At 68.0% G+C, this 21,680-nt stretch carries 20 protein-coding genes; 6 read left to right on the top strand and 14 right to left on the bottom strand.

Features of this window, described 5'->3' with window-relative positions; translation table 11 throughout:
• Positions 1 to 172: 172 nt before the first annotated feature.
• Positions 173 to 793, bottom strand: a complete 621-nt coding sequence (locus WFI00_RS17085; RefSeq protein ID WP_336633495.1) for a hypothetical protein — start codon at positions 791 to 793, stop codon at positions 173 to 175.
• A 139-nt stretch (positions 794 to 932) separates the two neighbouring features.
• On the opposite strand from WFI00_RS17085, the gene WFI00_RS17080 reads away from it, so the two are divergent.
• The 3 genes from WFI00_RS17080 to WFI00_RS17070 all read left to right on the top strand — a co-directional run bounded on the left by WFI00_RS17080 (position 933) and on the right by WFI00_RS17070 (position 5,077).
• On the top strand, positions 933 to 2,438 hold the full coding sequence (locus WFI00_RS17080) for a right-handed parallel beta-helix repeat-containing protein (RefSeq protein WP_336633496.1): 1,506 nt from the start codon (positions 933 to 935) through the stop codon (positions 2,436 to 2,438).
• Positions 2,439 to 2,741: 303 nt separating this feature from the next.
• Positions 2,742 to 3,632: a polysaccharide pyruvyl transferase family protein gene (locus tag WFI00_RS17075; protein ID WP_336633497.1), complete on the top strand. Its 891-nt coding sequence runs from the start codon at positions 2,742 to 2,744 to the stop codon at positions 3,630 to 3,632.
• Positions 3,629 to 5,077 (top strand): lipopolysaccharide biosynthesis protein, encoded by a 1,449-nt coding sequence (locus WFI00_RS17070; RefSeq protein ID WP_336633498.1) that lies wholly within the window; start codon positions 3,629 to 3,631, stop codon positions 5,075 to 5,077. Before WFI00_RS17075 ends, WFI00_RS17070 begins: the two co-directional genes overlap by 4 nt.
• Before the next feature lie 4 nt (positions 5,078 to 5,081).
• Here the strand turns inward: WFI00_RS17070 and WFI00_RS17065 are convergent, their stop codons facing one another.
• From WFI00_RS17065 to fdhD, 6 genes are all read right to left on the bottom strand, one after another.
• Positions 5,082 to 5,750 (bottom strand): acyltransferase, encoded by a 669-nt coding sequence (locus WFI00_RS17065; protein WP_336633499.1) that lies wholly within the window; start codon positions 5,748 to 5,750, stop codon positions 5,082 to 5,084.
• Positions 5,743 to 6,486, bottom strand: a complete 744-nt coding sequence (locus WFI00_RS17060) for a CDP-alcohol phosphatidyltransferase family protein (protein ID WP_336633500.1) — start codon at positions 6,484 to 6,486, stop codon at positions 5,743 to 5,745. The genes WFI00_RS17065 and WFI00_RS17060 overlap by 8 nt, the downstream gene beginning before the upstream one ends.
• Positions 6,487 to 6,515: 29 nt before the next feature.
• Complete coding sequence (locus tag WFI00_RS17055) at positions 6,516 to 7,676, bottom strand: glycosyltransferase family 4 protein (protein WP_336638501.1); 1,161 nt, start codon at positions 7,674 to 7,676, stop codon at positions 6,516 to 6,518.
• Positions 7,673 to 8,893, bottom strand: coding sequence for a DUF1972 domain-containing protein (locus tag WFI00_RS17050; protein WP_336638500.1), 1,221 nt, complete (start codon positions 8,891 to 8,893; stop codon positions 7,673 to 7,675). The genes WFI00_RS17055 and WFI00_RS17050 overlap by 4 nt, the downstream gene beginning before the upstream one ends.
• On the bottom strand, positions 8,893 to 10,422 hold the full coding sequence (locus WFI00_RS17045; RefSeq protein WP_336633501.1) for a sugar transferase: 1,530 nt from the start codon (positions 10,420 to 10,422) through the stop codon (positions 8,893 to 8,895). Before WFI00_RS17045 ends, WFI00_RS17050 begins: the two co-directional genes overlap by 1 nt.
• Positions 10,423 to 10,675: 253 nt before the next feature.
• Positions 10,676 to 11,518 carry a formate dehydrogenase accessory sulfurtransferase FdhD gene (fdhD, locus tag WFI00_RS17040; protein WP_336633502.1) on the bottom strand — a complete coding sequence of 281 codons (843 nt, stop codon included), beginning with the start codon at positions 11,516 to 11,518 and terminating at the stop codon, positions 10,676 to 10,678.
• A 95-nt stretch (positions 11,519 to 11,613) separates the two neighbouring features.
• Between fdhD and WFI00_RS17035 the strand changes: the two genes are divergently transcribed.
• A complete protein-coding gene (locus tag WFI00_RS17035; protein ID WP_336633503.1) occupies positions 11,614 to 13,938 on the top strand; it encodes an FdhF/YdeP family oxidoreductase in 2,325 nt (774 codons plus the stop codon).
• Positions 13,939 to 13,945: 7 nt separating this feature from the next.
• Here the strand turns inward: WFI00_RS17035 and WFI00_RS17030 are convergent, their stop codons facing one another.
• From WFI00_RS17030 to WFI00_RS17005, 6 genes are all read right to left on the bottom strand, one after another.
• A complete protein-coding gene (locus WFI00_RS17030; protein WP_336633504.1) occupies positions 13,946 to 14,410 on the bottom strand; it encodes a BLUF domain-containing protein in 465 nt (154 codons plus the stop codon).
• The gene (locus WFI00_RS17025) at positions 14,407 to 14,658 is read right to left on the bottom strand and encodes a hypothetical protein (RefSeq protein WP_336633505.1); all 252 of its coding nucleotides are present in this window, start codon (positions 14,656 to 14,658) and stop codon (positions 14,407 to 14,409) included. The genes WFI00_RS17030 and WFI00_RS17025 overlap by 4 nt, the downstream gene beginning before the upstream one ends.
• Before the next feature lie 117 nt (positions 14,659 to 14,775).
• The gene (locus WFI00_RS17020; RefSeq protein ID WP_336633506.1) at positions 14,776 to 16,362 is read right to left on the bottom strand and encodes an amino acid permease; all 1,587 of its coding nucleotides are present in this window, start codon (positions 16,360 to 16,362) and stop codon (positions 14,776 to 14,778) included.
• A 53-nt stretch (positions 16,363 to 16,415) separates the two neighbouring features.
• Positions 16,416 to 17,117, bottom strand: coding sequence for a FadR/GntR family transcriptional regulator (locus WFI00_RS17015; protein WP_336633507.1), 702 nt, complete (start codon positions 17,115 to 17,117; stop codon positions 16,416 to 16,418).
• A gap of 176 nt (positions 17,118 to 17,293) precedes the next feature.
• Positions 17,294 to 18,184, bottom strand: coding sequence for an aldo/keto reductase (locus WFI00_RS17010; RefSeq protein ID WP_336633508.1), 891 nt, complete (start codon positions 18,182 to 18,184; stop codon positions 17,294 to 17,296).
• Positions 18,185 to 18,323: 139 nt separating this feature from the next.
• Positions 18,324 to 19,517, bottom strand: coding sequence for a sensor histidine kinase (locus WFI00_RS17005; RefSeq protein ID WP_336633509.1), 1,194 nt, complete (start codon positions 19,515 to 19,517; stop codon positions 18,324 to 18,326).
• Between the two features lie 156 nt (positions 19,518 to 19,673).
• Between WFI00_RS17005 and WFI00_RS17000 the strand changes: the two genes are divergently transcribed.
• On the top strand, positions 19,674 to 20,168 hold the full coding sequence (locus WFI00_RS17000; protein ID WP_336633510.1) for a GNAT family N-acetyltransferase: 495 nt from the start codon (positions 19,674 to 19,676) through the stop codon (positions 20,166 to 20,168).
• A 2-nt stretch (positions 20,169 to 20,170) separates the two neighbouring features.
• Positions 20,171 to 20,533 carry a nuclear transport factor 2 family protein gene (locus WFI00_RS16995; protein WP_336633511.1) on the top strand — a complete coding sequence of 121 codons (363 nt, stop codon included), beginning with the start codon at positions 20,171 to 20,173 and terminating at the stop codon, positions 20,531 to 20,533.
• A 287-nt stretch (positions 20,534 to 20,820) separates the two neighbouring features.
• On the opposite strand, the gene WFI00_RS16990 is transcribed toward WFI00_RS16995, so the two are convergent.
• On the bottom strand, positions 20,821 to 21,330 hold the full coding sequence (locus WFI00_RS16990; RefSeq protein ID WP_336633512.1) for a hypothetical protein: 510 nt from the start codon (positions 21,328 to 21,330) through the stop codon (positions 20,821 to 20,823).
• Between the last annotated feature and the right edge of the window lie 350 nt (positions 21,331 to 21,680).

The following is a 21,680-nucleotide window of genomic DNA, read 5'->3' as shown; positions in this document are numbered from 1 at the left end:
TGGATAAGCCAGAGCCCCGGCTGGCAGAACACGCACGCCCGCCCGCCGAAACAACTCAACGAAAAGCGAAACGCGGCTCAACCGAATCGCGACGGTGGATCAGGGCTGAGCTTCCCCCCGCGGGGAGTACGACGTCTTTGTCCGCCCATGGTCGCGTGACCGAATCCGGCTCCTATGCTCTGACGGTCACCGTCGCCGCCGACGGATCCAGCATCCTCAGCCTGGGTCGGGCTTCCGGGCAGATCTCTGCCTTCAGCACCGGCGCGGCGGTGCAGCTCGCCTCGGTGGTCGGACCGACTCTGCAGCCGCGTAAGGCGCTCGCCCTCCGTCTCGTCGTCTCGGGCCAGGACTCCGTTCTCCTCGGCGCGAAGGCGTGGGCGGCGGAGAGCGCCGAGCCGTCGCAATGGCAGACGGTAGTGAGAGACGACTCCGGTTCCCGCATCCGAGCCGAGGGACGGGTGGCGCTCTCATCGCTCGGGAGCACGGGGAACGGCGCGGCCACAGCATGGTTCGACAACCTCGTCGTGTGGGGCGGGGCAACCAGCGTTCCCCCTGTCTCGGCTCCGACCCCGACGGCCACGCCTAAGGCGACGAGCACGCCGAAGGCGACGAGCACGCCGAAGGCGACGAGCACGCCGAAGGCGACGAGCACGCCGAAGGCGACGAGCACGCCGAAGGCGACGAGCACGCCGAAGGCGACGGCCACGCCGAAGGCGACGAGCACGCCGAAGGCGACGACCGCGTCCGCGGGTGGAGGAACGCAGGCATCTGGCTCCACGTCTGCGAGTTCCACCGCGGGGTCCTCTTATCCAGGGAAGCGTGTCTCGTCCGGGGCCGCTGCGCCCGGCACGATCTCATACGCGCCTCCCGCCGGGGCCGTCTACGTCGCAGTCAACGGATCCGATTCGAACCCCGGAACGCTCGCTTCGCCCATGGCGACGCTCGCCCAGGCGACCAAAGTCGTGAAGCAGGGTGGCACCGTGGTGATGAGAGGGGGGACATACCATCAAGATGCGCTCGTCTACCCTCATCGCGGGATCACCATTCAGCCATATCTGAAGGAGGCCGTCTGGCTCGACGGAGCCGAGGTCGTGCGCGGATGGTCTCAGTCGGGCAATGTGTGGGTGAAGTCCGGATGGAACACGAACTTCGACAGCAGCCCGACATTCGTCAAGGGAGCGCCCGATGGAACCGCCGTCGGATATGTGTGGATCAATCCGGCGTACCCCCTCGCTGCTCACCCTGACCAGGTGTGGGTCGACGGATCGCCGCTCACTCAAGTCGGATCCCGTGCCGCCGTGGTGGCCGGCGCGTTCTTCGTGGATCCGGGGAGCAAGCAACTGATCATCGGGACGAACCCGACCGGGAAGCGTGTGGAGGCCAGCACGCTGCAGAAGGCGCTGTCGATACGCTCTGAGAACGGGACGGTCCGAGGCATCGGTGTCAAACGGTACGCGACGAGTATGCCGCAGAAGGGCACTGTCACTGCCGACTACCCGGGAATCACGCTCGACAACGTCACCATCGTGGACAATGCCACGACCGGCTTTCACACATGGTCGCCGAACGTCACGCTCAACAACGTCACGCTGCGCAACAACGGCTACATGGGATTCAGTGTTCATCGGGGCGACGGTTTCAGAGCAACGCACGTCCTTTCGGAGCGGAACAATTCTCAACACTTCAACCGCACTCCCGGCTCCGGCGCCATGAAGGTCACCGAGACGAAGACCGTGTCGATACGCGATAGCGCCTTCGTTGACAACTGGGGTCAGGGAGTCTGGTTCGACATGTCCGTGCAGGACATCGTCTTCGCCGACAACGATGTCGTCGGCAACGAGGGCAACGGTCTCGTCCTGGAACAGGCGGAGCGTGCTACGGTCGCGAACAATCTCGTCGCGAACAACGGGATAGCAGGCATCTTCCTCACCAATACCGGAAACGCCGCCTTCTGGAACAACACGCTCGTGGGGAACGTCCGCAACATCAACATCGCGGAAGATGCCCGGCGAGGAAACTCCGCCGTACCGTGGATAACGAGGAACACATCGTTCTTCAACAACATCGTCGCCGCCGACCGCGGTGCGGACTGCGTGATGTGCGTCGAGAGCTGGTCGAAACAGTTGGTGGGCTCCACCATGCTGACGAAGAGTGAAGGCAACCTCTATCAGGTTCCTTCCACGATGCGTAGATTCGCACTTTGGGCGAACGCCGCGAAGGGTGCGACTTCCTTCAGCGCGTTCGCGGACTATGTGGGGAGCACAGGGCGAGACAAGACATCGCTCGCTCTGACGGCGTCCCCTGTGGACAAGAACTTCACCCTCCTGTCTCAGTACGGAGGCCGGTCGAGTGCTGCCCAATCGATCCCCAGTCAGGTCGCCGCAGTGAGTGGGCTTCCCGCAGGGTCGAAGCTTCTCGGGGCTCAGAAGCGTCCGTGAGGTGAGCAGTCTGCCGCCGGAGCCTCACGGATCCTCGCGATAAGATGGCCAGACGGGGACCTGGTCGTTCGCCTCTTGGCAGCCGATCAGTGCGTCCCCACGGGGACAGGGGATTCGCTCATGCGAGTGTTGGTGGCGTGGGCGGATGAATCTTCGCCCAACCTCGGGGTCCGTGTGCTGGGCCAGGGATCGTGCGATCTCCTGCGCCGTGTATGGCCCGAGGCGGAGTTCGAGTACATGAACTATGGGAGCAGGCCGCCCGCCGTGCCATGGGGTCCACGATCGCTCATCAAGGAGCGTGTCATGTCCCGGACGGGCATGATGAGGTGGTTGTCGCGGTTCGATGTGGTGTGGGACACCCGGTCCGGAGACAGCTTCGCCGACATCTACGGAGCGCAGCGTCACCAGACGATGTCGCTCATTCACGAATTCGCCGTGCAGGCTGGAACCCCTGTCGTCATTGCACCCCAGACCATCGGTCCTTTTCAGTCGCGGGCGGCGCGGATTCTGGCTCGCCGAAACCTGCGCAGGTCTTCGCTCGTCTTCGCGCGAGACGACGCGAGTTCGGAAGAGGCCGCTCGGCTCGGCCGCCCCGTCGACCTGACGACCACGGATATGGTTTTCGGGCTTCGGCCGCCCCAGGCGGCTGTAGCTCACGATGTCCTCTTGAATGTCTCCGGCCTGCTCTGGAATCCGAACAGGCACGTCGACCATCAGAAGTACCGTCGTTCGATCCATGCGCTCATCGCGGAGCTCACACTCCGCCATCGGGAGATCACTCTTCTGCCGCACGTCCTGGATTCGCCCGATCCCGACAACGATGTTCCTGTAGCGCAGGCGCTCCGACAGGAGTACGGGGATGCGATCGGGTTGCACGTTCCCACCGACTTGGCGGACGCTCGGGGCGTCATAGCCTCGTCGAACGTGGTGATCGGAGCTCGAATGCACGCGTGTCTGAATGCCCTGTCCACGGCGACACCCGCCATAGCGATGTCGTACTCGCGGAAATTCAGGCCTCTTCTTTCAGCGCTCGGATGGGAACATGTCATCTCGCTGTCCGAAGGCTCGGATCCGGCAGGCGCAGTGCTGGATGCTCTGGAGGATGTCGACCTCATAGACCGCGCCGCGCGAGCGCAGAAGGAGGGACAGCGCCGACTCTCTGAGATGTTGCCCTTGATCTCTGGACTCGCATGACATCCCTCGGCCGCGCAGCGGTCAGTGGGGCGCTCGTCACGATCGCCGCACAGGGAACCAAGATCGGAATTCAACTGGCATCCGTTGTCGTGCTTTCCCGCCTTCTCTCGCCACACGACTACGGCCTGCTCGCGATCGTCTTGGTTGTGATCGGATTCGGCGAGATCTTTCGCGACTTCGGCCTCACCTCGGCGAGCGTGCAGGCCCCCAGCCTGTCGCGAGGTCAACGAGACAATCTGTTCTGGATCAACCTTGCGATAGGCATCGTTCTCGGTACGCTGATGTTCGGTGTGGCGTGGCCGCTGTCGACAGTCATGGGCGAGCCGGATCTGCTTCCCATCGCACAGGTCCTCGCGGTGACCTTCGTCCTCAACGGAGCCACGACGCAGTACCGGGCGCAACTCCTGCGGGGGCTCAAGTTCACGGCGATCGCCTTCGTGGAAGTCATCGCCGCAGCGCTTGCTCTGGCCGTTGCCATCATCGCGGCGCTTGCGGGGGCGGGATACTGGGCGCTTGTGCTCCAGCAGGTCGCGACGGCTACGCTGCTCCTCATCGGCGCATTCTCCGTCGGGAGATGGGTGCCGCGCCTCTACTCGAGGCTCCACTCGGTGGCAGGGATCGTCCGTTTCGGATGGAAGCTCGTCGCAACCAATCTCCTCTCATACGCCGGTAGCCAGATCGACACGGTACTCGTCGCGGCACGTCTGGGCACTGTGCCCCTCGGCTCCTACAATCGGGCATACCAACTCGTGATGACACCTGTCGCTCAGGTGCGTTCCCCGATCTCCAGCGTGGCGATACCTGTCCTCTCCCGTGTTCAGGAGGACGCGCGGCGATTCGATGCTTTCATCGTTTCCGGCCAACTCGCGCTCGGATACGGGCTCGGAATACCCCTCCTCCTCGTCGCCGGTCTGGCTGACCCTCTCGCCCAGATATTGCTTGGTCCGCAGTGGGGCGCGACGGTGCCGCTGATTCGTCTCTTCGCGCTGGCGACACTGCTCACGACGTTGGCGTTCGTCGGGTACTGGGTGTACGTCTCGCGCGGTCTCGGTTCGCAACTCTTCATGTACTCGATGGTGTCGCTGGTGATCCGCGTCAGCTGCATCGGGGTGGGATCGTTCTTCGGGCTCATCGGCATCGCGGTTGGCGTGGTCGCCGCGCCCGCTCTGGCATGGCCGATCTCGATCTACTGGCTCTCACGGATCACGCCCGTGCCGGCTGCCCGGCTCTACGCAGGAGCCGTACGGGTGCTGTGCGCAGCATCCGTAGCTGGTTCGACGGCCTGGGCAGTAGGTTCACTCGTCGGCGGCAGCTGGGGAGCTCTCGGCGCGGGTGTGGGTGCGGGACTCCTCGCGACGACGCTTCTCCTCGTCCTTCCCGTCTACCGGCGTGATGCCCGAAGCCTGTGGGGATTCGTGACACTCCTGGTGCGTCGGCGGACGTGAGGACTCACTCGGCGGAGCGCCTGTCGCGAAGCACACGAGCAGGATTTCCGACCGCGACGCTGTAGTCGGGGATATCCCGCGTCACGATGCTCCCTGCGCCGATGACGACACCTTTGCCGATCGTCACGCCTGCGGCGACGATGCTTCCGCTCCCGATCCAGCAGTCATCGCCGATGTGGACGAAGCCCCGGCTCACACCTTGGGAGCGGATCGTCGACGCGGTGTCCGCGAAGACGTGGTTCTCGGAGAAGATCCGAACGCCCGGCCCGATCATCACGTCCGCTCCGATGATGATCTCGCCCGAGCATCCTACGAAGCAACCTGTTGCGAGACTCGACCGGTCGCCGATCACGAGGCCCACGCCGGCTTCGCCTCCGTAGTAGGAGGAGGGGCGGATGGAGACGCCGGGCCCGATCGATACACCGTCGCCGAAACGGATCCCCCGCTGAGACACTCCCTGGAGTTCCACTCCGTCTTCGATCACCAGTCGGCCGCTGTGGGAGATCCAGCTCGCGTTCGTGATCCGTACGTGTCGGCCGACCAGCAGAGTTCCGCCGGAGTGTCGGAAGGTGGCCTTGCGGATGATGCCGCGGAGAGCCATTGCCGCCACGCGGCGATACAGCGCGAACTGGGCGAGGCGCCGCCCTCGACTCAGCCCTGCGAACTCACGCACGTGCGACTGCCTCGGCAGGGAGCGACCGGAACCAGCGGACGAGCGACGCCGCCAGGATAAGCGCGTTGACCGCGAGCAGGGCGGTGTAGAGGGTCATGAAGACGGGTGGAAGTGCGAGTGTGACGAACACGAGCATGAGAAGGCCGTAGTCGGCCGGGAGGACCGCGACGGAGTACAGAGGAGACGCACGCAGCTTCCTCTCTGGTGCAGGTTCGTCGCGCGGAGGCGTCGACGCTGATGCGATGCGACGAAGCAGATCTGTGAGGATCACGCCGAAGAAGAAGATCATGGATACGACCGCGAAGGCGATCGGTACGAGGAGCCAACCCGCGGCCACATCGTAGAAGCGTGCCCAGCAGACGAGCACGGCCAGGTGTATCGTCGACATCTTGGTCGCGTCGACGACGTGGTCCAACCATTCCCCGCGCAGGCTCCCGCCGCCCCTCAGCCGCGCCAGCTGCCCATCTGCTGAATCGAGTGCGTACCCGATCACGAGGAGAGCGACGATCACTAGGGAAGACATCGGTGTCGGCGCGACCAAGGCGATCGTCGCTATGCCGGCGAACGTGCAGAAGCCGCTCAGGGCCGTCACCTGATCGGGCGCCAGACCCAGCGAGTGAGCTGCCGCCGCGAAGAACCGTCCCATGGGGCGGTTGATGAACCGTGAATAGGCCGGAGCGCCCGAAGAGGACTTCTGTGCGCGGCGAAGCGCGCGCATGTTCTCGACGAGAGTCATCTCGGTTCTCCCTCCGCCCTTCGTCGACTCTATCGGTGGTGCGTGCCCACGCAGGCAGCCGCCACGATGCCCGCGACGCGCTCGCGGTAGGCGGAGGGGGAATGCCTCTGGCTCGCATCATGCGCTGAGATCTCGGCCTGATCGCGAAGGGTGTCCCAATCTCGGATGACGTGCTCCAGGGCATCTGCGAGAGCATCGTCATCGCCGGGGGGTACAAGGGCGGTCGTCGAGTAGTCCCGAGCCGCTTCCCGCAGCCCGCTCGTGTCGGAGGCCATCACCGGGCGCTTCCCAAGAACGCCCTCGACGGCGGTGTTGCCGAAAGGCTCGTCCAGGCGACTGGGCACGACGAGGACATCGTGTCTGTCCAGCACGGGCCAGATATCGGGCTGGAACCCGAGGAAGTCAACGCCCACGCGTGCCGAGGCTGCGAGCGTATGAAGCTCTTGCTCGAACCACTCGTAGCCGGGAAATGATGATCCGAGCACGGTCAATCGGACGGACCGGCCGCGCGCTTGCAGTGCATTGCACGCGCGTATCGCGACATCGGGGCCTTTCCTGGGGGACAAGCGTCCGATGAACAGCACGCGAAGGTCGTCCAGTTCCGCTCGAGGAGGAGACGGGTTCGCTGGACCCTCCACGCCGTTGTAGACGATCTCCGTGCGATCGCGCAGTCGCGGGAAAGCCTCCGACATCGTCTGGAGGCTGAAGCTGCTGTTGACCACAAGCTTGCGTGAGGCAAGATGCGGACCGTAGACGACCTTGTTCACCAGCGCTGATCCGGAGGCTTCCGCCTCGTGAACGTGGCTGATCACGGGTATGCGCGCGGCTCTGCCGACGAGTGGCCACATCGGGAGGGTGATCGTGCTGACGTACACGGCGGTGGGGCGCCACCGCCGCAACACCCTGACTGCTGCGAGGGTCCCGCGTACGAGACCGCCGAGGAGTTCGCCCCAGTGAGCGGGCGACAGAAGCCGCTTCCGAAGGACGAGCATCGGAATCACGGTGACGTCGGCGCCCGCCTTTCGCAGCTCGTCCACGAGCGGCCCGCGCTCAGGCAGCGCAACGACGACTTTCGCGCCGTGCTCTACGAACCCTCGAACGCTCTCCAGAGCCATCCGGTCGGAGCCGAAGAGCTCCGCACCGGGATGCACCACGAGGTAGGTCGCGTTGCCGTTGTCGCGCCGGGTCATCGCCGAGTCTCTGCGGAACTGCTCTTGCGGCGCAGTCGTCGCGCTCCGCGGTGCACGGAGACCCCGGCGGCGAGCCTTGTCCCCAGGTGCTCGTAGGCGGACGCGACATCATCCCAGCGGAACTGCTCCCGAGCGCGTAACTGCACTGCGTCGGAGCTCTCCGACAGTCGAGAGCCATCGTTCTCGAGCCGCTCGAACTGCGCCGTCGCCTCCCGAGCGTCGGCGAAGTACCATCCGAGGCCGCCGAGCGTCTCGCGATTGAAGTTGACGTCCCAGGCGAGCACCGCTGTCCCCGCACCCATGGCTCGGAGCAGTGATGGGTTGGTGCCACCGACGGAGTGTCCGTGCACGTACGTGCGTGCGTGGAAGTAGAGGGCGTCCAGCAGCTCCTGGTCGAAGACGCCACCGAGCAGGTGGATGCGTGGATCGCCGTCGGCCGCCGCGTGGATACGCTGAGTGTACTCGGCGGAGTACGGCGCAGAACCGACCACGACGAGCGGGGCGCGCGCATCGCTGGCGCGATAACCCTCGACGATCTCGAGAACGTGGTTCTCCGGCTCGAATCGGGCGACGACGAGGTGATAGGCGCCGGGCTCGAGCCCGAGGTGGGTGACGCCCTCCGTCGGGGCCTCCTCGAGGATCGGCGCGCCGTACCGGATCAGCTCGGTGTCGACTCCGAACTCCGTCGTGTAGTACTCGGCGATGCCGGGGGCGTCGGCGATGAGGGCGTCCGCCGAGCGGACGCCGAACTCCTCCGCCCAGCGATAGTAGGCGCGTCCGCGCTTCCCCCATTTGGAACGCTTCCATTCCAAACCGTCCATGTGCAGGGCGACCGGGATACCACGGGCCCTCAGGAGCGGCACGAACGGCGAGTTCGCGGCGTTGAAGACGAACGCCGCGTCCGGCGCCTTACGGGTCGCCGCGTGCATGGCGGACAGGCCGGTGTGGCTCAGGGTCTCGAGCTGCTTCTGGCGCAAGGCCGGCAGGTGGACGATGTGCATGCCGAGGTGCTCGGGGGCGCGATGCTCCGAACCGCGGGTGTAGACCGTGACGCGGTGGCCGCGCTCGACCAGCCGCTTGCCGACCTCTTCGACGGCGGTCTCGAAGCCACCGTAGGCCGCAGGAACCCCGCGCGTGCCGATCATGGCGATCTCGAGGTTGCGGAGGCGTCGAGGCGGCGCCGGGGAGGAGGCGATCTCGGCGGCGTTCACGCCCATCAGTATGCCCCTTCGGGGCGGATCATCACCTTCACAGTGCGCCACATGATCTGGAGATCCTCGAACACCGACCAATTCTCGACGTACCGCAGGTCGAGGCGGACGCTTTCGTCCCACGACAGGTCGCTGCGGCCGCCGACCTGCCACGGGCCGGTGATGCCCGGCTTGATGTAGAGCCGGCGCGACACGGCGTCGTCGTACATGCTGACCTCGTCGGGCAGCGGCGGGCGAGGCCCCACGACGCTCATGTCGCCGCGCAGGACGTTCCAGAACTGGGGGACCTCGTCGAGGGAGAACTTGCGCAGCACGTGCCCGACCCGGGTGACCCGGGGGTCGTGCTTGAGCTTGAACAGCGGGCCCGCGCCGTCGTTCTCGGCGCGGAGGGCAGCGAGCTGGGCTTCTGCGTCGACGCGCATGGACCGGAACTTGAGCATCTTGAACTGGCGCCCGTCGCGCCCGACCCGAGACTGCCGGAAGAAGGCAGGGCCCGGGTCGTCGATCTTGATGAGCATGCCGATCACGAACGCGAATGGCGCGAACGCGAGAAGGGCCAGCGAGGAGACGAGGATGTCCAGACCGCGCTTGAGAAGGTACGCGCCCCCATCGAACTGCGGGATACGGACGTGGATGAGCGGCATCCCCTCGACCGGCCGCAGGGACATGCGCGGCCCCGCGACATCGGCGATGCGGCTGGAGAGCACGAGCTCTGCGGCGGTGCCCTCCAGCTCCCAGGTGAGTCGCTTGACGAAGGTCGCGTCGCCGACGGGCTGACTCGCGACGAAGATCGTGTCCGCGCGCAGCGCGGACGCAGTGTCGCTGACGGCGTCGGCGCCGTGGGTCACAGGGTAGATGTGGCCATCGACGACGAGCGCGGACGGTGCATCGTCGAGGATCGTCGTGCCGACGACCTTGTACCCGAGACGACCCTCGTTTCCGAGCGTGCGGAGGGTGTACTCGACGTCGTCGCGCGATCCGACGACGACCGTCCGCGACGCGTAGCGCCCGAGTGCCCGCTGGCGGCACAGCCACCGACGCCACAGCCAGCGCGACCACACGAGGGCGATGATGCCGGCGGGAAGGGCGAAGTACAGCTGCGTCCGGACACCCTCCCACTCGAAGAGCACGAAGACGATCGCGAGAGCGCCGAAGGCGAGCCCGGTCGCGTGCGCCACACGCTTGTACTCGGTCACCCCGACGCCCATGATGGCGGACTCGCGGGTGTTGAACAGGCTCAAGGTGAGCAGCCAGACGAGTGCGGCGCTCAGCGGGACGCGCACGAGGAGGCCCGGGTCGTCCGCGAGGATGCGCGGCGAGGTCGCCAGCAGTGAGAGCGCGGACGCGAGCATGCAGGCGAGCATGACGACGACCGTGTCGCTGAATCGCAGCAGTGTGCGATAGCGACGTTCCCACTGCTGGCGACTGGCCAGCGCCTCCGATGCGCGCGGCGCGATGGCCGCATCGCGATGTGCGAGCCGTGGCCCGAACGCCGGCATATGCAGCGTCGATACGACGTCCTCGACGGCGCTCATCGCGCCACCCCACACACAGCGTGCTGTGCCCGCATCATGCCCCCCAGCAGTGCGCGTCACCGCACACGCCGAAGCGTGTGCTGATTCCCCAGAGAACGCCTAAAATCCCCCCGGATCGCGCGACGTCCCCACACGTTTCGCGCTGCGTTCTCCGTCACTCTAGCGCCTGATCTCGACGCGCGCGAGTCGAGCGCCCGTCACCTCCTGGACAGACAGCGTTCACGCGCGCATCCGGGCCTCCCGTGCGCTCCGGTCAGTCCCCGTCGGTCAGAACGCGCTCGGGGTGCGTGTACACGTTCATGGAGGTGCCGCGGACGAACCCCGCGAGGGTGAGACCGGCGCGCTCGGCGAGGTCGACGGCGAGCGAGGAGGGGGCGGAGACCGCCGAGAGGACGGGCACTCCCGCCATCGCCGCCTTCTGGACGAGCTCGAAGCTCGCCCGGCCGGAAACCTGGAGCACGACCCCGGCGAGGGGCAGGCGGTCGTTCAACAGCGCCCAGCCCAGCACCTTGTCGACCGCGTTGTGGCGGCCGACGTCCTCGCGCAGCACGAGGAGCTCGTCCGTGGCGCTGTCGAACAGGGCGGCGGCGTGGATGCCGCCGGTCTTCTCGAAAGCCGCCTGACCGGCACGGAGCCGATCGGGCAGGCCGAGCAGCCAGGGCGCCGCCACCCGTGTCTGGTCCGCGGCGGGCTCGAAGAACGAGGTGAGCTCGACGGCGTCGATACTGGCCTTGCCGCACACGCCGCACGCACTCGTGACGGCGAACCTGCGGGCCGCGGTCTCGTCGGGCAGGCGGGCATCGGGGCCGAGGGCCATGTCCAGCACGTTGTAGGTGTTCTCCGTGCCGCCCGATCCGGGGCCGCCGCAGTGGATCGCGGAGCGGACGTCGCCGCTGCCCCGGACGATCCCCTCCGAGAGGAGGAACCCGGCGGCCAGCTCCACGTCGTGCCCGGGGGTGCGCATCGTCACGACGAGCGGCTCGCCGCCGATGCGGATCTCCAGCGGCTCCTCCACGCTCAGCGTGTCGGCATGACGCCGCGGCGTCGTGCCGAGCCGCACGCTCAGCACCGACCTGCGCGTCGTGATCCGTCCCACGAGGCGAGCCTAGACCGCGGGGTCGCGGCCGCGCCCGCGCGCTTGCCGTGGAGTGGCGTCGGCGGGAGGATGGCGGGGGACGAGGGAGAGCGATCATGGGTGCTGCGTTCGGGCTGATGGCGGATGTCCCTCGACAGGGCGGGTACGGGCCCGACACGACCGGCCCGTGGTCGAGCCGCGGCGCGTACCGGCACCCCGCCGCCGGCTGGGGTGCCGCCCTCTCGGTGGGCGAGGTGCTGCTGCGCGAGCGGGAGCCCGTCGCCGGCACGCGAGCGATGTTCACGATGAACCATCCGGGGCGCGGGTTCGACTGCCCCGGATGCGCGTGGCCGGATGATCGGGGCGTCGCCCTCGACATCTGCGAGAACGGCATCAAGCACGTCACGTGGGAGATGACCCGCGACCGGGTCGACCGTGCCTTCTTCGCCGAGCACTCCGTCGCGGAGCTGAGCCGCTGGACCGATCACGCGCTCGAGCGCGCCGGGCGGCTCACCGAGCCGATGGTCTACGATCCCGAGACCGACCACTACGTGCCCATCGCCTGGGACGATGCGTTCGCGCTCCTCGGTGAGACCCTGCGCGGGCTCGACACCCCCGATCAGGCGGCGTTCTACACGTCGGGGCGGCTCAGCAACGAGGCATCCTTCCTCTACCAGCTGTTCGCCCGCGAGCTCGGCACCAACAATCTCCCCGACTGCTCGAACATGTGCCACGAGGCGTCCGGCCGTGCGCTCACCGCCTCGATCGCCACCGGCAAGGGCACGGCGTCGCTCGAGGACTGGGCGGCCGCCGACGCGCTGTTCATCCTCGGCGTCAACGCCGCCTCGAACGCGCCGCGGATGCTCACGACCCTCGCCGAGGCCGTCGATCGCGGCGCGCAGGTCATCCACGTCAACCCGCTCATCGAGGTCGCCGAGACGCGCACGATCGTGCCGCACGAGATCCTCGACATGGCCCGCTTCAAGGCGACGGCGACGAGTACCGGCAACCTGCAGGTGCGCCCGGGCGGTGACCTGGCGCTGATCCGCGGCATGGCCAAGGTCGTCTTCGAGGCCGCGGCGACCGATCCGTCGGTCCTCGACCGGGCCTTCCTCGACGCGTACACGACCGGGCTCGACGCCTATCGCGCCCTCGTCGCGGATACCCCGTGGGCCGACCTGGTCGAGCAGTCGGGCCTGAGTGAGGCGGATATCCGCGGCGCCGCGGAGGTGTACCTCGCCTCCGAACGGACCGTCATCAGCTGGTGCCTCGGCGTCAGCCAGCACGAGCACGGCGTCGACACCGTCCGGGAGATCGTGAACCTCCTGCTCCTGCGCGGCAACATCGGCCGGCTCGGCGCGGGGCCGTCGCCCGTGCGCGGGCACAGCAACGTCCAGGGCAACCGCACGTGCGGGATCAACCATCACCCCACCGAGGACTGGCTGGCGCGCCTCGACGAGGTCTGCGGCATCCGCTCGCCGAGGGCGCAGGGACTCGACACCGTGCACACCGTCGCCGCGATGCACACGGGCGACGTGCGCGTCTTCGTCGGGATGGGCGGGAACTTCGTGCTGGCCGCTCCCGACACCCCCTTCACCGCGGCGGGGCTGAGTGGGTGCGAGCTCACGGTGCAGGTGAGCACCAAGCTCAACCGCAGCCACATCGTGCACGGGCGACAGGCGCTCATCCTGCCGTGCCTCGCACGCAGCGAGACCGATCTGCAGCAGGCCGGGCGCCAGTCGATCTCGATGGAGGACGCGATGAGCTCGGTGCAGCTCTCGCTCGGCGCTCGCCGGCCGGCATCCCCGCACCTGCGCAGCGAGCCGGCGATCATCGCGGGCATCGCGATGGCGGCGCTCCCCGACTCCGTCACCCCGTGGCGGGAGTACGTGGAGGACTACGACCGGATACGCGACGTCATGGCCCGGGTGCTGCCCGGTTTCGAGGGCTACAACACGCTCGTGCGGCAGGAATACGGATTTCGCATCCCGCAGCCGGCGCGCGAGCGGGACTTCCGCACGCCGTCGGGCCGCGCCGAGTTCTCGCACGCGCCCCTCCCGAACGTGATCCCCGAGCATGCCGACGTCCTCGTGCTGCAGACGATGCGCTCTCACGACCAGTGGAACACCACGATCTACAGCAACGACGACCGCTACCGGGGCGTCCGCAACATCCGCGAGCTCGTCTTCATGAACGCGAAGGACATGCGCGTGCGCGGCATCGACGAGGGGGCGTTCGTCGACATCGTCGCGACCTCGACGAAGGACGGATCCACGCGGTCGGTGCGACGCTTCCGGGCGCTGGAGTACAACATCCCCCGGGGGAGCGCGGCGGGCTACATGCCCGAGCTGAACGTGCTCATCGGGCCGAACGACTTCAGCGCCCAGAGCGACCAGCCGCTGATGAAGAGCCTGCAGGTGCGCATCACGCCCGCCGAATGAGGACGGATCAGCCCGAGCGCACCCGGAACCACAGGGTGAGTTCGCGCATCGCCCGGATCACGGCGTCGCGGTCGTCGAGGATCTCGAGGTCGTCGAACGTGTCGCGGAACCCCGGCGGGGCGGGCGTGGGCGCGTCCGCCACCGTCTCGTAGCCCATCGTCCACTCCGGCAGCTGGCGCGAGGGGGTGAACCCGTCGATCAGCACCCGGATGTTCTCGTGCCGCGGGTCCGCGCGGATGCGCGCGAGAAGCGCCTGCACGGCCGGCTCCGGACCCTCCAGGAACTGCACGAACCGTCCCCGGCGGTACAGCAGCAGCCCGGTGATGCCGTCGTCGTGGTTGCGCGTCCGACTGTTCCGCAGCAGGTGCTCGAGGTCGTCCGGGGTGAACGGAACCGTGGCCGCACTCGTGTAGACGAGGGAATACAGATCGTCGGCGTGCGCGTCGGGGCGCAGCGGGTCGATCGAGCTCACGCGCGGCCCTCGTTCCCGGGGCCGGTGATCGCGGAGTCGATGTGCGAGGCGGTCGCGGCCGTGACGAGCCGGGTGGCGCCGGTGAGGTCGTCGGCGGTGCCGAGGACGCGGCTGAAGCCGTCCCTCGCGCGGAAGCGGCCGGCGGGAGTCCGCTCGACGAATCCGATGAAGACCCCGGGGAGGCTCGCGACGTAGAAGCCGTCCTCGACCCGCGACCACACCACCGCGTCCGTCTCGCTCGTCGTCATCGGCTGCTCCTGCGCACCGCTCCACGCTAGCCGCGCAGCCGAGCCGGGGCGGGGGAGTGGACACGGGGGCGGCAGGGTGCTAAGCCCTGCCGCCCCCGTGGGACGCCGTGGCCGGCGTCAGTCGTGCGTCCGGTCCCGCAGCGCCTCGGTGGCGGCGCGGGCGGCGATCACGGGGTGCACCCCCGTGTAGCCCTCGCGCGCCTCGACGGCGGCCTGGATCTTGCCGCGCGCCGCGAACCACCCGATGATGAGGGCCGGGATCAGCACGATCAGCGAGGCGAGCACCCATCGTCCCGTCTCGGAGAACCCCATCGTCACCAGGACGAAGGCGAGGAAGGCGAGAGTCAGGTACGAGGTGTACGGCGCGCCGAACAGGCGGAACGACGGCCGCTCGAGGCGGCCCTCCTTGGCCCATTTCACGAGCTTGAGCTGGCAGAGGATGATCGTCGCCCAGCCGCCGATGATGCCGAGGGCCGAAACCTCCAGCACGATCTCGAACGCCTGCGACGGCCACAGCGCGTTGATGCCGACGCCCGCGAGCGTGATCACCGCGGTCAGCAGGATGCCGCCGTACGGCACGCCGTTCCGGCTCATCGCCGCCGTGAAGGCGGGCGCCGATCCGTTGACCGACATCGACCGCAGGATGCGTCCGGTGGAGTAGAGGCCCGCGTTCAGGCTCGACAGTGCCGCGGTGAGCACCACGAAGTTCATGACCGATCCGGCGATCGCTCCGGTCTCGGGGGAGCCGATGTGGGAGAAGAAGGTCACGAACGGCGACTGCCCGGCCTCGTACGTCCCGAAGGGGAGCAGGAGCGACAGCAGCAGGATGGAGCCCACATAGAAGACGGCGATGCGGATGACGACCGTGTTGATCGCCTTCGGCATGACCTTCTCGGGGTTCGCCGTCTCTCCCGCCGCGGTGCCCACCAGCTCGATCGCGGCGTAGGCGAACACGACACCCGAGATCGCCAGGAGCGGCGCGACGAAGCCCATCGGGAACAGCCCGCCGTTGTCGGAGATCACGCTGAAGCCCGTGGCGCCGACATCCGTCGCCCCGCCGAAGACGAGGAAGCACGTGCCGACGATGAGGAAGATCACGAGGGCGGCGACCTTGATGAGGGCGAACCAGAACTCCATCTCGCCGAAGAGCTTGACGCTGACGAGGTTCAGGGACAGGACGACCACCAGTGCGACCAGGGCGATCAGCCACTGCGGGATCTGCTGCAGCGGCTCCCAGTACTGCGCCCAGAACTTGACGTAGAGGGCCGCGGCCGTGACGTCGACGATGGAGGTCATCGCCCAGTTGAGGAAGTACATCCAGCCGGCCCCGAAGGCGAGCTTCTCGCCGTAGAACTCGCGGGCGTACGACACGAACGAGCCGGACGACGGGCGGTGGAGGACGAGCTCGCCGAGCGCGCGCAGGATGAGGAAGGCGAAGAAGCCGCAGACGGCGTAGACGATGATCAGCGACGGCCCGCTGGAGGCGAGGCGTCCGCCGGCGCCCATGAACAGGCCGGTGCCGATGGCGCCGCCGATCGCGATCATCTGGATCTGCCGCGGGCGGAGGGTCTTGTGGTAGCCCGCGTCCTCGCTGGAGAAGTCCTGCACGGCTTCCGTGCGGTCTCCGGTGAGCTCGCGGGCGTTCTCGCGCGCGTCTTCGGGGTCGAGTCGAGGGTCGGGGGTGGAGCGTGGCGTGTCGGTCATGACGAGTGCCTTTCGAGGAGGTGATCCGCCCGGGTGATGCGTCGCTGTCGACGTCAGTCCTCCGGCGCGGAGAGAGCGAGCAGGACCTCCTTCACCTGATCGAGGTGGAAGGTCATGCTGTCTTCGGCTTCGGTGACGGATCCGCGGGCGATCGCGGCGATGATCGCCCGGTGCTCGCTGTCGGACTGCATCCGCCGGCCCGGCGTCAGGTTGATGACGCTCGACTGGTGGGCCAGGGCCGACCGGATGTGCTCGAGCACGGCGGCGAACACGGGGTTCCCCGATGCCGACGCGATGGCCGCGTGGAGGGCGGAGTCGAGCTCCACCCACTTCTGCGCGTCCTCCTCGGCCTCCATCCGCTCCTGCAGATCCTGGAGGAGCCCGATCTGCTCCTCGCTGCGGCGCACGGCGGCGAGACCCGCAGCGGCGACCTCGACGTGCGGGCGTGCCTCGATGAGGTTCGCGGCCGAGTAGTCCCCGAAGGTGAGCTCGGAGGTACGCGTCGCCGCGACGAACGTCCCGCGTCCCGTGCGCGTCACGGTCATCCCGCGGGTTTCGAGGATGCGGAGCACTTCGCGCACCACCGTGCGGGAGACGCCGTAGCGCGCGGCGAGGGCCTGCTCGGACGGGAGGCGGTCGCCGACGCGCACCACCCCGGAGACGATCGCTTCGTTCAGATCGCGCAGAACATAGTCGACCGCCCCGACGCGCCCGCCTGCCGGCGGCGTGGTCCAGCTGTCCAACAGGTTGTTCACGCGTCCATGGTGGGGCCTGGTTGTTTCACCGGCGTTTCCGGCGCGCGCGAAGACTGTGAAAAACCCCGCCCGTCGTGCGCGGGGCAGCGGAGCCGAAGGGCAGCGGGGTGGGGGCTCAGCGGGGTGGGCTCAGCGGGGTCGGGGCTCGGTCCGCTCGGGGCCCAGCGGGTCGGGGCTCAGGCCTCGAGCCCGACGGCCGCGGAGCACCGGGCGAGCTCGTCGTCGCTCAGCACCAGATCGGCGGCGCGCGCCGAGTCGACGATGGATGCCGCGCGTCGCGCACCCGGGATCGGCACCACGACAGGGCTCAGCGACAGTTCCCAGGCGAGCACCGCCTGCTGCGGGCTGACGCCGTGCGCCTCGCCGACCTCGCGGAAGGCCTCGAAGCGCTCGCCGACCGTGCGGGCGCCGCCGCCCGTTCCGCCCAGGGGGCTCCAGGGCAGGAAGGCGATGCCGTGCTCGTCGCAGTAGCGCAGTTCGTCGTAACTGTCGGGGTGGCGCGGCGAGAACTCGTTCTGGACGCTCGCCAGGTTCCCCTCGCCCAGGACCTCGCGCGCGATCTCGATCTCCTCGACGCTCGCGTTCGAGATGCCGATCGCGCGGACGAGTCCCTCCTCCTGCAGAGTCAGGAGGTTCTGCATGACCTCGCCGTAGCCCAGCCAGCGGTCGGGGCGGTGGTACTGGTAGAAGTCGATGATCTCGACGCCGAGGTTCTCGATCGAGCGCTGCGCGGCCGAGCGCAGGTAGGCGAGCGATCCGTCACGGCCGAAGTCCTTCTCGGCGGTGCGGGTGATGCCGCCCTTGGTGCCGACGAGGATGCCGCTCCTGTCGCCGTCCCAGCTGGCCAGCGCGTCGCGCACGATGCGCTCGTTGTGCCCCATCTGGTCCCACGAGGGCGCGTAGATGTCCGCGGTGTCGATGAAGGTGACTCCGGCATCCAGCGCCGCGTGCACGGTCGCGATCGCGTCGTCCCGGTCGGGGAGCACGTGGTCGCCGTTCATCGAGACGGGCATCGCGCCCAGGCCGATCGCGGAGACGGTGTACGGCCCGATCGTGCGCTGCTGCATGGGGGGAGTCCTTCCGGAGGGGCGGCGACGGTGACTCGTCACAGTCTGCCGTGCCCTGCGACGGCCGGGGCCGCTCCGGAGGGATCCGTGCGCATCTGCTCGGTGCGCAAGGTTCAGCGCGCGGTTCGGAGCGCGCGGCTCAGAGGGCGGGCAGTGTGACCCGCACGCGAGCGCCACCGCGGGGTGCGTCCTCGATCGCGATCCGACCGCCGTGCGCCTGCACGATGCGGCGACACGTCGCCAGGCCGAGCCCGAGGCCGGGTGCGTCGCCGGCGTCGCCGCGCTCCATCAGGCCGAACACGCGTTCGCGCAGGGCCGGGGCGACGCCGGGGCCGTTGTCGTCGACGGTGAGGGTCCAGCCCGCATCGTCGCGGTCGGCGGTCACCGCGACCTCGGGCCGCACGCCGCCCGAGGCCGCGAACTTCAGCGCATTGGCGATGAGGTTCTGCAGCAGCACGCCGAGGAGGGTCGGATCGCCGACGATCCCGTCGTCCGCCTCGACGTCGCCGCCCGCGATCGTCACGGTCAGCGTCGCGTCGAACGCCGCGACGGCCCGCTCCAGGTCGGCGACGACGCCCGCGACGATCGCCCGCAGCGACGCCGGCTCGTGCCGCGGCTCTGCTCCGCCGACGCGGGCGTAGGCGAGCAGCTGGGTGATCATCGTGTCCATCCGCGTCGCCGCGGCATCCGCGTGATCGAGCGCGCGCGTCGCCCGCGTGCCGTCACCGTCGTCGAGCGCGTCGACGGCGAGCTCGAGCTGGCCCATCAGGGCGGTCAGCGGGTTGCGCAGGTCGTGACTCACCTGCCCGGCGAAGTGCGCGAGTTGGTCGTTCGAACGCTCCAGCTCGTTCGCCACGCGGCGCAGCTCGAGGACCTCCACGGCCTGCGCGGCCAGAAGGTCGAGGGCCGAGCTCTGCTCGGTCGTGAGGCTCCCCGTCTCGTGGGCGAAGACGCACAGCGTGCCGATCGCGACGCCGGCCGGCGTGATCAGAGGGCTGGACGCGTAGAAGCGGACGTTCCCGCGCTCGCCGTTGACGAACGGGTTGCCGGCGAAGCGTTCGTCGGCCCGGGCATCCGGGACGAAGACGTGGCGCGCGTCGGGCAGGACCACCGCGCACATGGAGTCCTCGCGGTCGCAGCGACCCACCTGGAGGCCGATCGTCGCGACGGCGTGCTGGTATCGGTCGTCGATGATGTTGACCGCCGCGCCGGCGGCGTGACACAGGGTCGTCGCGAGCCGGGCGAGGCTCTCCAGGTTCGGCTCGACCGGAGCATCCACGATCTGATACTCGGCGATCGCTTCGTTTCGCGCTGCGGCGTCGGTGATCGTCATGCGGCTCTCCCCTTCGCCCCACACCCTCATTCCACCCTAGCCGAGGCGGAGGCGCCGCAGGGGTGGATGGGCGGGCGCCGGGAGGGCATCCGACCCGGGGACAGCGGCGCGATCGGGCGCTGGCCGCGCGACGCGCTTCGTGACAGCATCGAGCGCATGGCGTTCACTCTGCGAGAGCCCGGGCCGGCGGATGCCGCGGCCGTCGCCGATCTGCACGTCGCGACGTGGAAGGAGGCCTACGCGCACCTGTTGCCGGCCGACTTCTTCTCGGAGGAGTACGTCGACGGGCGGCACCGCCTGTGGCGTCACGTCCTCACGACGCGCCCCGACGGCATGGCCGTCCGGGTGGCCGACGTCGACGGGACGATCGTCGGGTTCGCATGGGTCGGCCCTGGCGAAGGGGCGGAGGGCGAGGCCCCGCCCCGTGACCGCATGCTGTACGCGATCTACGTGCTCGAATCCCACCACGGAACGGGCGTCGGTCAGGCCCTCCTCGATGACGTCCTCGGGTCGAGCCCCGCGATGCTGTGGGTCGCGAAGGAGAATCCCCGAGCGACGGCGTTCTACGTGCGCAACGGGTTCCGCTTCGACGGAGCCGAGCAGATCGATCCGCACGCGCCGCTGATCACCTCCGCGCGGATGGTGCGGTAGCCGTGCGCACCGCGGCGGAGCGGGCCCGCGTCGTGCAGACCTGCGAACTCGAACTGCTGGATCCGGAGGTGCGTCGCGACGCGCAACGGGTGGATCGCCTCCTGCACCCGGAATTCGTCGAGATCGGCCGATCGGGGCGCCGATGGTCGCGGGCGGAGATCGTCGCCGCGCTCGCGCAGGAGCGCGGACGCGTCGTTCCGGAGACCGACGAATGGAACTTCGACGACATCGGTCCCGCGCTCGTTCTCGTCACCTATCGCATCAGAAGCGCCACGGGGAGCAGTCGGCACGCGTCGCTGTGGGATCTCAGCGGGGGCGCTCCGGTGATCCGCTACCACCAGGGCACGGTGGTGCCGGAGGCGTAGGGGTGGTGCGTTGTCTTCTGTGCTGCTCGTGCAGGCGGGCTCACCGCGAAGACTGAAGGCGCAGTCGCGGGGCCTGCGTCTATGGCCGAGACAGCGGCGTCGGAATCTGCGGACCGGGAGTGGATGCGAGCGTCGCGTCCTCCCAGCGGTACTGCTTGAAAACGTGGCCGGCGTCGCAAGAACTGGCGATTCGGCGCGGCCTTCTGGGTGCGAAGTTCATGCGCGCTGACGGAGTGAGTATGTCGACACCGAGCGATCGTGTTCGGCGACGAGACCCCCGTAGCGGGCTAGGTATCGGTGTCGCTTTGCGCTGCCGAGTGTTTGGTGGGGCGTGTGAGCCGGTCGAGTACGAGCCAATAGAGCCCGTAGAGGACGAACAGCAGGGTCAGCGTAGCCACGCACACGTAGATGAGGGGTTGGAGAGAACCGGCGACAGCTGGCGCGAAGTACTGCGCGGCGCCAACCAGAGCGAGTACTGTCGCTGCGACGGCGAGCACCTTGCCGCTCAGATCGAAATTCTTGCTCTGTCTGTCATTGCGGCCGTGCGCGACCGTACGCAGGGTCGCGCCGATGAGCGCGACAAGAACGCCAGTGACCACAATCATGGCGACTAGACCATCGCGGGCGGACTCCTGTGATCCGTCAGCCCCGATCACACGGAGTAGCGATGGGCCTAGCCAGAAGATCTCGATGAGCGCGACTAGGAATGGTAAGCCGATCGCAACGAGCAGCGATAACCACCCTCCCTTCCAAGGGCCCACAGATTTGGTCTTGCGCAGTGATCGGTTGGCGCTCATAGTTCGATCTCGATAGGGGGTTTCCAGGAACGGGTCGCTCGTTTGATGCTCGTGGTTGAATCCCTTGATCGCAAGGCTACCGACAGCGCAAGTGGCCGAGCGCAGGTTAAGGATGCGTACGGAGCTCGATCGGACTTGCGTGCTCGACTCCGTGCCTTGACGCGTCCCAGACCAGCCCAAGTCACAGAAGAGGCCGGCGAGTCAGCATCCGTCCGGGCCGTCTCGACTCGCTTCGCTCGCTCAGCCCCGATCCACCATGTCGGGTGCGGTTCGTGGGCGTGCCGTGAAGTGAAATGTCCTTCTGGTCTGGGAAAATGTTGATTGTCTAGAGCAACGTTTACCAGTCCGGA

This window comes from Microbacterium sp. MMO-56, assembly GCF_037146215.1.
Taxonomy (GTDB): domain Bacteria; phylum Actinomycetota; class Actinomycetes; order Actinomycetales; family Microbacteriaceae; genus Microbacterium.
Note: the sequence above shows the minus strand (reverse complement) of the source record. Positions and strands in the feature narration are given on the sequence as shown.

Bases quoted from the DNA above. Each gene is read 5' to 3' on its own strand.
- WFI00_RS17080 (WP_336633496.1), top strand. From the start codon at position 933: ATGGCGACGCTCGCCCAGGCGACCAAAGTCGTGAAGCAGGGTGGCACC.
- WFI00_RS17075 (WP_336633497.1), top strand. From the start codon at position 2,742: ATGTCCCGGACGGGCATGATGAGGTGGTTGTCGCGGTTCGATGTGGTG.
- WFI00_RS17070 (WP_336633498.1), top strand. From the start codon at position 3,629: ATGACATCCCTCGGCCGCGCAGCGGTCAGTGGGGCGCTCGTCACGATC.
- WFI00_RS17060 (WP_336633500.1), bottom strand. From the start codon at position 6,486: ATGACTCTCGTCGAGAACATGCGCGCGCTTCGCCGCGCACAGAAGTCC.
- WFI00_RS17055 (WP_336638501.1), bottom strand. From the start codon at position 7,676: ATGACCCGGCGCGACAACGGCAACGCGACCTACCTCGTGGTGCATCCC.
- WFI00_RS17050 (WP_336638500.1), bottom strand. From the start codon at position 8,893: ATGGGCGTGAACGCCGCCGAGATCGCCTCCTCCCCGGCGCCGCCTCGA.
- WFI00_RS17045 (WP_336633501.1), bottom strand. From the start codon at position 10,422: ATGAGCGCCGTCGAGGACGTCGTATCGACGCTGCATATGCCGGCGTTC.
- WFI00_RS17035 (WP_336633503.1), top strand. From the start codon at position 11,614: ATGGGTGCTGCGTTCGGGCTGATGGCGGATGTCCCTCGACAGGGCGGG.
- WFI00_RS17025 (WP_336633505.1), bottom strand. From the start codon at position 14,658: ATGACGACGAGCGAGACGGACGCGGTGGTGTGGTCGCGGGTCGAGGAC.
- WFI00_RS17020 (WP_336633506.1), bottom strand. From the start codon at position 16,362: ATGACCGACACGCCACGCTCCACCCCCGACCCTCGACTCGACCCCGAA.
- WFI00_RS17010 (WP_336633508.1), bottom strand. From the start codon at position 18,184: ATGCAGCAGCGCACGATCGGGCCGTACACCGTCTCCGCGATCGGCCTG.
- WFI00_RS17005 (WP_336633509.1), bottom strand. From the start codon at position 19,517: ATGACGATCACCGACGCCGCAGCGCGAAACGAAGCGATCGCCGAGTAT.
- WFI00_RS17000 (WP_336633510.1), top strand. From the start codon at position 19,674: ATGGCGTTCACTCTGCGAGAGCCCGGGCCGGCGGATGCCGCGGCCGTC.
- WFI00_RS16990 (WP_336633512.1), bottom strand. From the start codon at position 21,330: ATGAGCGCCAACCGATCACTGCGCAAGACCAAATCTGTGGGCCCTTGG.